Here is a 12,650-nt window from a genome sequence, read left to right as displayed (position 1 = left end):
CAGCCCCTCCCCTGATGTATTTTTTCTTTGACCCTAACAAAAAGGCGGCAAAAGATCACGATGACTTTTGACGGGTCCCGTCAAAAGTCATGAACGTGATCGTCAATTAAGGGAGGGAGCAAATCCTTATCGCCAAAGTCTTCAACTTTGGCGGGATTTGCTCATGTCACGAGCCGCCTTGGTCTTTCAACTGTGCAATGGCTCAGCCGCCGAGCTTCTCCTTGACGGCTGCCGCGGCGTCGCCGCCGTCGAAAGTGGTCACGCCTTCGAGCCACGGCTTCACCGCATCGGGATTGGCCTTGAGCCAGTCGGTCGCCGCGGCATTGGCCTCGGCGCCCTTCAGGATCGCGTCCATCATCTGGTTTTCCGCAGACAGGCTGAATTTCAGGTTCGAGATGAACTTGCCGACATTCGGGCATTCCGTCGTATAGCCTTTGCGCACATTGGTGTGCACGGTGGCGGCGCCGAAACCGGAATCACCCATGCCGTCGAGATAGGTGATCTTCATCTCGCCCATGATGGGATGCGGCGTCCAGCCGAGGAAGACGATCCACTCATTGTTCTTCATGGATTTCTCGGCCTGGGACAGCATGCCGGCTTCGGAGGATTCGACCAGCTCGAAGCCGCCAAGGCCATTGTCCTTGTTGTCGATCATGCCGAGCACGATGCGGTTGCCGTCATTGCCGGGCTCGATGCCATAGATCTTGGAGGAGAACTTGTCCTTGTTCGGGCCGATGTCCTTGAGACTCTTGACGCCGGCATCGGCGACATAGGCCGGCACCACGAGGCCGTAGCCCGCACCTTCGAGATTCTGCGAGATGGTCTCGACCGATCCGTCATCGGTGAAGGGCTTCACATCGGCCGCCATGCTCGGCATCCAGTTGCCGAGAAACACGTCGATGTCCTTGTTCTTGAGCGACTGGTAGGTGACCGGGACCGAAAGCACCTGCACCTCGGGCTCATAGCCCAGCGCCTGCAGCAGCACATTGGCAACGCCGGTCGTCGCCTGGATGTCGGTCCAGCCCACGTCCGAGAAGCGTACCTTCTTGCAACTTTCGGCATCGCCGGCCGCTGCGGCTCCGGCCATGGCGGTCAGCGAGGCGCCCAGCGCCAGGACGCCCAGCAAGGCCTTCAATTTCATGCTCATTCGATCCTCCCTATGGATATCTTTTGCGGAAAGACTACTCTCATTTGGAGGGGGATCGTCAAGTTTTTTATTGGACGGACGTCCAATGTAAAACTAGGCTCATTCGGGGAGCCGGACGGTCCAATATAAAGAGGGGTCAATGCCCAAGAGGGGAATGAAGCCGATCCGCCGCCAGCAGCTCATTGATGCGGCGATCGCTTCCATTCATGAGCACGGGTTTTCGAGCGCGACGGTGGCCCGCATCGCGCGCAAGGCCGGCGTGTCGACCGGCATCGTGCATCATTATTTCGCCGACAAGAACGACCTGCTCGCCGCCACCATGCGGGCCATGCTCGACATCCTGCGGCGCGAGGCGGTGGAGCGCATGCGCGTGGCCAGGAGCCCGCTCGAGCGCCTCTATGCGATCATCCACGCCTCTTACGGCGATGCGCAGTTCGGCGAGGAAGTGTTCTCGGCCTGGCTGGCGCTCTATGGCAATGCGCGCGATTCACAAAAGCTGCAGCGCATCCTCTTCATCTATCACCGCAGGCTGCACAGCAATCTTCTGCACGAGCTTGTCCCGCTCATCGGGCGCGAGCGCGCGCAGGAAGCAGCTCTCGGCATCGGCGCCTTGATCGACGGCCTGTGGCTGCGCTATGCGCTGACCGGTCGCCCCGATGACGCCGAAACGCCACGGGCGATGACGCGCGCCTATGCCGATGCGATGATCGCAGGGAAGTCTTGAGTTTATTTTTTGCATGACCTTATCCGAAAAGTCTGCAACTTTTCGGGATCATGCTTAGAGGGAGCTAACAAATGAAACCGGTCAAATGGGGCATCATCTCGACCGCCAATATCGGCGTAGGCAAGGTCATTCCCGGCATGCTGAAGAGCAAGGAGCTCGAGGTCGTGGCGATCTCGTCGCGCGACCGGAAGACGGCCGACCAGGCGGCGAAGAAGCTCGGCATTGCGCGCAGCTACGGCTCCTATGAGGCGATGCTGGCGGATCCCGAGATCGAGGCGGTCTACAATCCCCTCCCCAATCACCTGCATGTGCCCCTCACCCTCGCCGCCGCCAAGGCCGGCAAGCATGTCCTGTGCGAGAAGCCGATCGCCATCACCGCCAAGGAAGCGAAAAAGCTCAAGGACGTGAAGAAGGGCATCTATGTGGCGGAAGCCTTCATGGTGCGCCATGCGCTGCAATGGCAGGCGGTGCGCGAAAGGGTGGCGAAGGGAGAGATCGGCACGGTGCGCCTCATCCAGGTGCTGTTCACCTATTATCTCGACGACCCGAAGAATGTCCGCAACATGGCCAAGATCGGCGGCGGCGGCCTGCTCGACATCGGCTGCTATCCGATCACCGTGGCGCGCTATATCTTCGATGCCGAGCCGAAGGCGGTGACCGCGGTGTTCGACCGCGACCCCAAATTCAAGACCGACCGCACCGCGAGCGGGCTTGCCGATTTCGGCAAGGGCCGCCAGCTCTCCTTCGCCATCTCGACGCAGACGGCCCCCTTCCAGCGCGTGCAGATCGCCGGCACCAAGGGGCGCATCGAGATCGAGATCCCGTTCAACGCGCCGCCCGACAAGCCGAACCGCTATTTCGTCCAGGGCATGACCATGAATGAGGGCAAGACCTATGAATTGCCGGTGAGCGACCAGTACCAGCTGCAGGCGGAAGCCTTCGGCCGCGTCATCCGCAAGACGGACAAGGCGCATTACGGCGTGAAGGACGCGATCCAGAACATGAAGATCATCGATGCCTTCTTCCGCTCGGAGAAGAGCCGGAAGTGGGAGAAGGTGTGAGGGAATTTTACCCTCCCCCTTGCGGGGAGGGTCGGCCCGCAGGGCCGGGGTGGGGGTCTGGGTGGTGTTGACGATTCTCTATCTGCCTTGAGAAACGCCCAAATGAAAATCCGGCTGCACTGCCCAGACCCCCACCCCTAACCCCTCCCCGCAAGGGGGAGGGGAATTTTACCACAGCCTCGCCGCTCCCCTGACCCCACTCTTCTCGCCGTGCGCGGCGCGCGCGACCTTGACGGTGGCGACGCTCGAGAAGGTATGGCGGCTGGCGCGCGGGCCCAGCTCCTCAACGAGCTCAGGCAGGCCGGACAGGCCGCCGCCGATCACGAAGATATCGGGGTCGATCACATTGACGATCGCCGCGGTGAGCCTGGCGAAGCGGTCGGCAAGGCGATCGAGCGCCGCCTTGGCCTGCATATCGCCCTGGCGCGCCAAAGCGACGATGTCCGGACCTTTGAGCTCCTGTCCCGTCGCTTTCGCATAATCGCGCGCGAGGCCGGTGCCCGACACATATTGCTCGACGCAGCCTTTCTTGCCGCAGAAGCAGGGAATGAGCGGCCATTCGCTTTCATTGGGCCAGGGCATCGGCGTGTGGCCGAATTCCGCCGCTTCATTGTTGGGCCCGCGCCTGACCTTCCCGTCGATGACGAGGCCACCGCCCAAAGCCGTGCCGATGGTGAAGCAGGCGACAACCGCGTGGCCGGAGCCCGCGCCATCGAAGGCCTCCGACAGGGCGAAGCAATTGGCGTCATTCTCCATGCGCACGGGATGGCCGATGAGGCGCTCGATATCGGCCTGCATCGGCCTGCCGTTGCAGGCGAGGATATTGGCGTTGCGCCACAGGCCGGTGCCGGGCGATGCCGAACCGGGGGCTCCGATGCCGATCGTCGCATCCTGCGCCGCCTGCAGGCGCGCCTCGCGCACCAATATGGCGATCGCGGCCAGGATGGCGTCATAGCTGCGGGGCGTCGGCACGCGTTTCTCGAACCGCACTGCGCCATCGCCGGCGAGCACGGCGGCATCGATCTTGGTGCCGCCGAGATCGATGCCGATGCGGTCAGCTGCGGTTATACGCGTCATCATAGCGCACGATATCGTCTTCGCCGAGATAATCGCCGAACTGCACCTCGATGATCTCGACCAGGCCGTCATGGTGGTTTTCCAGCCGGTGCCTGGCGCCTTGCGGAATGTCGACCGACTGCGAACGGGTGAGGGTCGATACCGTGTCATTGACGGTCACCGTCGCGGTGCCGTTGACCACGGTCCAGTGCTCGCCCCGGTGCTTGTGACTCTGCAGCGAAAGCCTGCCGCCCGGCGTCACCACGATGCGCTTCACCTTGAAGCCCTTGCCCTCGTCGAGCACATGGAACGAGCCCCAGGGGCGTGTCTCGCTATACATCCTTGCCTCCTAATCCATCGAAAGGGGTGGGCGGCCGCGGATCATGTCCGCCGCCTTCTCGGCGATCATGATCACCGCCGCATTGGTGTTGCCAGTTATCACATTGGGCATGATCGAAGCATCGGCGATGCGCAAGCCCCTTATGCCCCTGAAAGTGAGATCGGGATTGACCACCGCTTCGGCATCGATGCCCATGCGGCAGGTGCCGGCGGGATGGTGATCGGTCTTGGCCGCGGCACAGGCATAGTCCGCCAGCGCCTCCCGGCTCGCAACCTCAAGGCCCGGCACGCGCTCTGCCAGCACGAAAGGCTTGAGCGCCGGCTTCGCCATGATGTCGCGCGCCAGCTCCAGCCCGCGCAGCGACATCTCGCGGTCATGCGGATCGGACCAGTAATTGGGATCGATCAGGGGCGCCGCCTGCGGATCGGCGGAAGCGAGGCGCACGGTGCCGCGCGAGCGCGGCTTCATATAGGCGCTGTTCAAGGTGACGCCGGCATGCTTGAGCCTGGCGATACCCGCCTCGATGCCGGAGCCGAAGCCCAGATGGAACTGCATGTCGGGCATGTCGGCATTCTCGTCGACCTTGGCGAAACCGCCGGTCACGAAAAGGCTCGATGCCGCCGGGCCACCGCGGAACAGGACGTACAGGACGCCGGCGAGCGCTGCCCAGTGCGGCTTGCCATATTTGTCGTAAGTGTGATCGCCCGTGCATTCGCTGACGGTGCAGAGATCGAGATGGTCCTGGAGATTCGATCCGACGGAGGGCGCGTCGAATACCGGCGCGATGCCAAGCGGCTTGAGATGATCGGCAGGCCCGATCCCCGACAGCATCAGAAGCCGCGGCGAGCCGATGGCGCCGCAGGACAGGATCACCTCGCGCTTGGCGCGCAGGATTTCCCGCCGGTTCGACGCAGCGGCAAGCTCGATGCCCACGGCCCGGCCTCTTTCGACGAGAATGCGCAACACCTGGGCGTCGCGCATGATCGTCAGATTGCGCCGGCCGCGCGCCGGCTTCAGATAGGCCGTCGCCGCCGATGAGCGCCGGCCGTGCTTCTGCGTCACCTGATAGAAGCCCATGCCGTCCTGGCGGGCGCCATTGAAATCGGGATTGCGCGCGAGGCCCGCTTCACCGGCCGCTTCGAGGAAGGCCTCGGCGATCGGCAAGGTGGCCCAGGGGTCGCTCACGCCCAAGGGGCCGTCAGTGCCGTGATACTCATCGCTGAGCCTGCTGTTGCCCTCGGCACGCCTGAAATAGGGCAGCACGTCGCGATAGCTCCAGCCGGCGCAGCCGGCCTGCGCCCACAAGTCATAGTCCCGGTGATTGCCGCGGATATAGATCTGCGCATTGATGGACGAGCCGCCGCCGATCACCTTGGCCTGGGTGTACCAGAAGACACGGTCCTGCATGTGCTTCTGCGGCACGGTGGACCAGCCCCAGCTGGCGATGCCCTTGGTCATGCGGGCAAAGCCCGCCGGAATATGGAACAGCGGATGACGGTCGCTGCCACCCGCCTCGACCAGAAGGACGCTCACATCGCGGTCTTCCGAAAGCCGCGCCGCCAGCACGCAGCCGGCCGAGCCGCCGCCCGCGATGATGTAGTCAAAGCTGGTCCGCATTTCCTACGCGATACGCTGCTGGGTGCCCGGATCGAAGAATACCGCCTTGTCGAGATTGAAGGCGAGCTTCGCCATCTTGCCGGCCGACACTTTCGCGTCGGCCCTGAGCCGTGCCACCACCTGCTTGCCGCCCAGATGGGTGATGGCGAAGGTGTCGGAGCCCGCCGGCTCCACCACCTCGATCTGGCATTCGGAGGTGACGACGCCCGACGATGTGCGGTCGGCGCCGTCAGGATCGGTCAGGGCTTCCGGCCTGATGCCGAAGATCACATTGCCGCCGGCATGCTTGGCGATCCTCTGGGCGCCATCGGGCAGCGCCAGGGTGAGCGGATTGCCCGAGCGCTGCGGCATGGAGAGGCGCAGGCTCGAACCCGACTTTTCGACATTCGCCGGAATGAGATTCATCGCCGGCGAGCCCATGAAATCGGCGACGAACATATTGGCCGGATGGTTGTAGATCTCGGCCGGCGTGCCGAATTGCTGCAGGATGCCGTCCTTCAGCACGGCGATGCGGGTGGCCAGCGTCATCGCCTCGATCTGGTCATGCGTCACATAGACGATAGTGGTCTTCATCGACTGGTGCAGGCGCTTGATCTCGGTGCGCATGTCGACGCGCAGCTTGGCGTCGAGATTGGACAGAGGCTCGTCGAACAGGAAGACCTGCGGCCGGCGCACCAGAGCGCGGCCCATGGCGACGCGCTGGCGCTGGCCGCCCGACAGCTGGCTCGGCTTGCGGTCGAGCAGATGCCTGATCTGCAGGGTCTCGGAGACCTCGGACACCGCCTTGTCGCGCTGCTCCTTCGGCACGCCCCTGATCTCCATGCCGAAGGCGATGTTCTGCGCCACCGTCATATTGGGATAGAGCGCATAGGACTGGAACACCATGGCGATGTCGCGCTCGGAAGGATGCAGGTCATTGACCTTGCGGCCATTGATGTGGATCTCACCGCCGGTGATCGCCTCGAGCCCGGCAATGGTGTTGAGCAAGGTCGACTTGCCGCAGCCCGATGGTCCGACCAGGACGAGGAAGCCGCCTTCGTCGATGGCGAGGTTGATGCCCTTCAGCACCTCGACATTGCCGAAGCGCTTTTCGAGATTCCTGATTTCAAGAAACGGCATGGTTCACCCCTTGACTGCGCCCGCCATCAGGCCGCGCACGAAATACCTGCCCGACACGATATAGACGATCAGCGTCGGCAGGGCGGCGAGAATGGCACCGGCGAAATGCACGTTATATTCCTTCACACCCGTCGATGAGCTCACCAGATTGTTGAGCGCTACCGTCATGGGCAGCGAATTGGCATCCGAATAGGACACGCCGAACAGGAAGTCGTTCCAGATATTGGTGAACTGCCAGATGACGGTGACGACGATGATCGGTCCCGAGCTCGGCAGCAATATGCGGCGGAAGATCTGGAAGAAGCTGGCGCCGTCGATCATCGCGGCGCGCACCAGTTCGGTCGGGAAGGCCTCATAATAGTTGCGGAAGAACAAGGTGGTGAAGCCGATGCCATAGACGGCATGAACCAGGATGAGCGCCCAGATGGTGCCGCCGATGCCGATGATGCCGAGAACCGTCGCCATCGGGATGAGCACGATCTGGAACGGGATGAAGCAGGAGAGCAGCATCAGCGTGAAGACCAGGTTGTCGCCGGGAAAGCGCCATTTGGTCAGCACATAGCCGTTGAGCGCGCCGAGCAATGTCGACAGCGCCACCGCCGGCACGACCATCATGATCGAGTTGATGAAATAGGGCCTGAGGCCCGTCGGCTGGACGCCGATCTGGGCCGTCGACCAGGCGCTCAGCCACGGCTCGATGGTGAATTGCCGCGGCAAGGCGAGCATGTCGCCCTCGCGGATCTCATCCAGCGGCTTCACCGAATTCACCAGCATCACATAGAGCGGCAGCAGATAGTAGAAGGCAAAGAGGATGAGCACGGCATAGATCAGGATGCGCGTCCACGAGGTGGTCTTCACGGCGATCTCGGGCGAGGGCGCGCTCATGACCGGCGTCCCGTGCGCAGCTCGGAATAGAGATAGGGCACGATGATCGAGGCGATCATGATCAGCATGATGGTGGCGGAGGCAGCGCCTATGCCCATGGAATTGCGGGTGAAGGTGTAGGAATACATGAAGGTGGCGGGCAGCTCCGTCGCCTGGCCGGGTCCGCCGCCGGTGAGCGCGATCACGAGGTCATAGGCCTTGATGGCGAGATGGGCGAGCACGACGAAGGCCGAGAGGAAGACCGGGCGCATCAGCGGGATGATGATGCGGCGATAGATGGTGACATTGGAGGCGCCGTCGATCTGGGCCGCCTTGATGATCTCATTGTCGACGCCGCGCAGGCCTGCGAGGAACATGGCCATCACGAAGCCGGACGACTGCCAGACCGCGGCGATCACCAGCGTGTAGATCGCCATGTTGCGGTCCTTGATCCAGGTGAAGGAGAAGCTCTCCCAGCCCCACTGGTGCATCGTGTGCTCGAGGCCGATGCCGGGATCGAGGAACCATTTCCAGGCGGTGCCGGTGACGATGAAGGACAGCGCCATGGGATAGAGATAGATCGGGCGCAGCACGCCCTCGGCACGGATCTTCTGGTCGAGCAGGATGGCCAATCCCAGGCCCAGCACCGAACAGACGATGATATAGAGCGAGCCGAAGATGGCGAGGTTGGAAATGGCGCGCCACCAATGCGGCAGGGCCCAGAGCTTGGAATAATTCTCGAGGCCGACCCAGCCATAGGAGGGAAGCATCTTCGAATCGGTGAAGGAGAGATAGCCGGTGAACAGGATGAAGCCATAGACGAACAGCAGGATGGCGGCGAAGCTCGGCGCCAGCACGATGCGCGGCAGGAGCTCCTGCAGATAGTTCCGCGCTGACGGCGCCCCGGCGGTTTGAACTGTGGCTTCAGCCATCTCTCAACTTTCCTCAGCCCTATCCATTTTCCGTCATCCCGGCGAAAGCCGGGACCCCCTGAATTCTTTCCGAACGAGCGGCACTTCCCGGCTTGCACCACTTCAATGGATCCCGGCTTTCGCCGGGATGACGAACTGGGCGGAGCGCCCGCCGGCCTTGGGTGATGAAGTCTGCCCGCTTTTGTGGACGGACTCCAGCGCGAGAAAAGGCCCCGGCATTGCTCCGGGGCCTGCGATCACATGCGATCGTTCACTTCGCCGCGGCGATCGCGGCTGCGAGCTCCTGCGCAGCGGCTTCCGAGTCGAGCTCGCCATTGAAGTGGCGGGTCACGACGTCATAGAGCGCGTTCTTGATCGCAGCCGGTGCGGCATGGCCGTGCGCCATGGAGCCCATGAGGGAGCCCGAGGCCGCAGCTTCCGCCAGATCCTTCATGCCCTTCTTGCCGCAATCGTCGAATGCAGAGTCCGGCACGTCGGTGCGCGCCGGGACCGAGCCCTTGACCACGTTGAAGGAAGACTGGAAGGTCGGATTCTCGATAGCCGAAGCCATTTCGAGCTGCGCCTTCTGCTTGTCCTCGCCGACCTTGAACATCATGAACATGTCGGAGTTGAAGGTGACGGCGCCCTGCGTGCCGGGGAAGCGGATGCAGACGAAGTCCTGGCCCGGCTTCTGGCCGGCTTTGAGGAACTCACCCTTGGCCCAGTCGCCCATGAATTGCAGGCCGGCCTTGCCTTCGATGACCATGGCGGAAGCGAGGTTCCAGTCGCGGCCGGAGAAGTTGTCATCGACATAGGAGCGCAACTTCGCCATGCGATCGAAGGCTTCCTTCATCTTGGGCGAAGCGAGTGTGTCGGGATCGAGATCGATCATCGCCTTCTTGTAGAAGTCATTGCCGAGGGAGAGGACGACGGCATCGAAGATCGTCGCGTCCTGCCAGGGCTGGCCGCCATGGGCGACGGCGGTCAATCCCGCAGCCTTGAACTTGTCGAGGAGAGCCACGAGCTCGTCCCAGCTTTCCGGCGCCTTGCCGCCGGCGGCATCGAGCGCCTTCTTGTTGATCCACACCCAGTTGGTGGAGTGGACGTTCACGGGAGCGGCAATCCACTTGCCGTCATATTTGGCGAAGCCCTGCAGCGCCGCCGGGATGACCTTGTCCCAGCCTTCCTTGTCGGCGATCGGCCCCAGATCACCCACCACGCCCTGCTTGGCCCAGTCGGTGATGTCGAAGCCCAAAGCCTGCACGGCGGTCGGCGGATTCTGCTGGGCGACGCGGGCGCGCAGGGCGGTCATCGCCTGCTCGCCGCCGCCACCGGCCACCGGCATGTCCTGCCAGGCGACGCCTTTGGCCTCGAGGTCCTTCTTCAGCACGTCAAGCGCGGCCGCCTCGCCGCCCGAGGTCCACCAGTGGAGGACTTCCACCTGGTCGGCCGCATGGGCTGCGAGCGCAAAGCCCGAAGCAAAAACACTGGTCAGCAACAATCTACGCAACATGAAATCCTCCCTTGGGTTGCGATTGAAAATTCCCGCGCTCACGAAGCGCCGGCTTATCTCTCGATGGTCGATGTGCCGTGATCGGGGATCGATATCCCCGCAAGCTTTGCGCGCAGCGACGAACTCGGCAAAATGAACGTCTCCCTCTCTCGGCCGGATCGTTATTGTTCTTGTTCCGGGACCCTTTTCGGACCAGACCTGTAACGTTACAGATTTTACTTGTCAACAGGACGTTGCATCACCCTTATGTAATACAATTGCATTTGTTGGACTGTTGACATGTCTGCCAGGGTCCACATATCGTCGCGACCTTGGGATTCTGAAACGTTACAGGTTCATGGACCGCCTCCGCACACGCCCGCCGGCGAGCCGCGCCCCGCGCCCGCAGCCGACGCTCAGGACGATCGCCGACCTGACCGGCCTCGGCGTCACCACTGTCTCGCGGGCGCTCAAGGACGGGCCTGAGCTTGCGATCGAAACCAAGGCCCGGGTGCGCGCCATCGCCGATGAGATCGGCTACCGGCCGCATCGCGCCGGCGTGCGCCTCAAGACCGGGCGCACCTTCGTCATCTCCTTCGTGCTCAACCAGGCCGACGACATGAGCGACTATGCCAGGCGCCTGATCATGGGCATCAGCCAGGCGCTCAGCGGCACGCAATATCATCTGCAGGTGCTGCCGCAATATATCGACCAGGATCCGATCGATCCGGTGCGCTATATCGTCGACACGGCGGCGGCGGACGGCGTCATCCTCACCCATTCGGAGCCGCAGGATCTGCGCGTGAAGATGCTGCTCGAGCGCGACTTCCCCTTCATCACCTTCGGGCGCACCGAGCTTGCCACGCCGCATCCCTATATCGACACCGACAATTTCGATTTCGCCTATCGCGCCACGCAGGCGCTGATCAAGCGCGGGCGCAAGCGCATCGTCATCGTGCTGCCACCGGCGCAGTTCACCTATAGCGGCCACCAGCTCGGCGGCTACCGGCGCGCCCTGTTCGAAGCGGGGCTCGCGCCGCGCATCGCCGAAGGCGTCGATCTCTACTCGCCCGCCTTCACCCTCAGAACCTATGCCAACGCGCTCGCGACCGGGAGCGATGCGCCGGATGGCATCATCTGCGGGTCGGAGATGCAGGCGCTCGGCATGATCCTGGGCTTTCAGGAGGCGGGCTTCGTCATCGGCAAGGATGTCGACATCGTCAACAAGAAGACCTCGAACATGCTCGACCTCGTGCAGCTGCCGACACTGCAGTTCCACGAGGACCATATCCGTGTCGGCCACGATTGCGCGAAATTCCTGCTGAAACGCATCGAGGGCGACGCTCCGGTCAGCGAGTTGCAGCGACTCGATCTGACGAGCTTCAGCGAAAGCGCCACTCGCTCCTGATGGCGGGTTGGGCTATGATCTGATTCTGGCGCGGCCCACGCCTCCCCCCTCCATCGGAAAGCATCATTCATGCCGGGCGCATTGATCATCGATCCTGCTGTTCGGGCATCACGCATAAGGAGGGGTTGCGATATCTGCTCGCAATAGGAGGTCATATGAAGTTGTCTGCACCCATCTACAGCTTGAAGCGCAAGGCCAGGCTTCTGGCGCGCCAAAAGAAGATCCCGCTGCATACGGCACTCGATCATGTCGCCGGCGAAGAGGGCTTCAGTGCCTGGAGCCTGCTGGCGACCCGGATGTCGGCGATACGACCGGCCGGCAAATTGTTCGCGCAACTGCGGCCCGGCGACCTGGTGCTGGTCGGCGCCCGGCCCGGCCATGGCAAGACCTTGCTCAGCCTCGAGCTTGCCGTCGAAGCGATGAAGGCCGGGCACAGAAGCGTTTTCTTCTCGCTCGACTATGCCGAAAGGCATGTCTCGAGCAGCTTCCAGGCCATCGGAGCCGATCGAACCCAGTTCGGCTCACTGTTCGAGTTCGACAGTTCCGACGCCATCAGCGCCGGCTACATCATGGAGAAGCTCGGCAGCGCGCCGCGCGGCACGCTCGCGGTCGTGGACTATCTGCAGCTCCTCGATCAGAAGCGCGACAAGCCGGAACTCATGATCCAGATTCCCGCGCTGAAAGCATTCGCGCGCGATCGCGGCCTGATCATCGTCTTCATCTCGCAGATCGACCGGGCCTATGATCCGGCGAGGAAGCCCTGTCCCGATCTCGCCGATGTCCGGCTGCCGAACCCGCTCGATTTGAGCCTGTTCAACAAGACCTGCTTCCTCAACAATGGCGAGGTCCAGTTTCGGGCTGCAGGCTAACCCACCATTCTGTCATCCCGGCGAAAGCCGGGACCCCCTGAA

11 protein-coding genes and 1 pseudogene are annotated in these 12,650 nt (G+C 62.7%); 4 read left to right on the top strand and 8 right to left on the bottom strand.

The window, feature by feature from the left end; translation table 11 throughout:
* Window positions 1–202: 202 nt before the first annotated feature.
* Window positions 203–1,087, bottom strand: coding sequence for a choline ABC transporter substrate-binding protein (choX, locus tag DT068_RS04665; protein ID WP_119388815.1), 885 nt, complete (start codon window positions 1,085–1,087; stop codon window positions 203–205).
* A gap of 199 nt (window positions 1,088–1,286) precedes the next feature.
* Between choX and betI the strand changes: the two genes are divergently transcribed.
* Window positions 1,287–1,871, top strand: coding sequence for a transcriptional regulator BetI (gene betI / locus DT068_RS04660; protein WP_119388612.1), 585 nt, complete (start codon window positions 1,287–1,289; stop codon window positions 1,869–1,871).
* A 71-nt stretch (window positions 1,872–1,942) separates the two neighbouring features.
* On the top strand, window positions 1,943–2,932 hold the full coding sequence (locus tag DT068_RS04655; protein WP_119388611.1) for a Gfo/Idh/MocA family protein: 990 nt from the start codon (window positions 1,943–1,945) through the stop codon (window positions 2,930–2,932).
* Between the two features lie 168 nt (window positions 2,933–3,100).
* On the opposite strand, the gene DT068_RS04650 is transcribed toward DT068_RS04655, so the two are convergent.
* From DT068_RS04650 to DT068_RS04620, 7 genes and pseudogenes are all read right to left on the bottom strand, one after another.
* Complete coding sequence (locus DT068_RS04650) at window positions 3,101–4,012, bottom strand: ROK family protein (RefSeq protein WP_368904432.1); 912 nt, start codon at window positions 4,010–4,012, stop codon at window positions 3,101–3,103.
* Window positions 3,987–4,313, bottom strand: a pseudogene (locus tag DT068_RS04645) (phosphomannose isomerase type II C-terminal cupin domain); the annotation flags it as partial. The gene DT068_RS04650 and the pseudogene DT068_RS04645, both read right to left, overlap by 26 nt.
* A gap of 24 nt (window positions 4,314–4,337) precedes the next feature.
* Window positions 4,338–5,945 carry a GMC family oxidoreductase gene (locus DT068_RS04640; RefSeq protein WP_119388608.1) on the bottom strand — a complete coding sequence of 536 codons (1,608 nt, stop codon included), beginning with the start codon at window positions 5,943–5,945 and terminating at the stop codon, window positions 4,338–4,340.
* 3 nt (window positions 5,946–5,948) lie between these two features.
* The gene (locus DT068_RS04635; protein ID WP_119388607.1) at window positions 5,949–7,064 is read right to left on the bottom strand and encodes an ABC transporter ATP-binding protein; all 1,116 of its coding nucleotides are present in this window, start codon (window positions 7,062–7,064) and stop codon (window positions 5,949–5,951) included.
* Window positions 7,065–7,067: 3 nt separating this feature from the next.
* Window positions 7,068–7,949: a carbohydrate ABC transporter permease gene (locus DT068_RS04630; protein WP_119388606.1), complete on the bottom strand. Its 882-nt coding sequence runs from the start codon at window positions 7,947–7,949 to the stop codon at window positions 7,068–7,070.
* Complete coding sequence (locus tag DT068_RS04625; RefSeq protein WP_119388605.1) at window positions 7,946–8,860, bottom strand: carbohydrate ABC transporter permease; 915 nt, start codon at window positions 8,858–8,860, stop codon at window positions 7,946–7,948. The genes DT068_RS04630 and DT068_RS04625 overlap by 4 nt, the downstream gene beginning before the upstream one ends.
* 250 nt (window positions 8,861–9,110) lie before the next feature.
* The gene (locus tag DT068_RS04620) at window positions 9,111–10,352 is read right to left on the bottom strand and encodes an ABC transporter substrate-binding protein (protein ID WP_162914000.1); all 1,242 of its coding nucleotides are present in this window, start codon (window positions 10,350–10,352) and stop codon (window positions 9,111–9,113) included.
* 337 nt (window positions 10,353–10,689) lie between these two features.
* Here DT068_RS04620 and DT068_RS04615 point away from each other — a divergent pair, with 337 nt between their 5' ends.
* Window positions 10,690–11,739, top strand: coding sequence for a LacI family DNA-binding transcriptional regulator (locus DT068_RS04615; RefSeq protein WP_119388604.1), 1,050 nt, complete (start codon window positions 10,690–10,692; stop codon window positions 11,737–11,739).
* Window positions 11,740–11,894: 155 nt separating this feature from the next.
* Complete coding sequence (locus DT068_RS04610) at window positions 11,895–12,608, top strand: DNA helicase (protein WP_119388603.1); 714 nt, start codon at window positions 11,895–11,897, stop codon at window positions 12,606–12,608.
* The last annotated feature ends 42 nt before the right edge of the window (window positions 12,609–12,650 follow it).

Origin of the sequence: Taklimakanibacter lacteus, assembly GCA_003576695.1 — a bacterium.
Lineage (GTDB): Bacteria > Pseudomonadota > Alphaproteobacteria > Rhizobiales > Aestuariivirgaceae > Taklimakanibacter > Taklimakanibacter lacteus.
The sequence above is the reverse complement of the archived record's forward strand: the minus strand, read 5'-3'. Positions and strand labels throughout refer to the sequence as shown.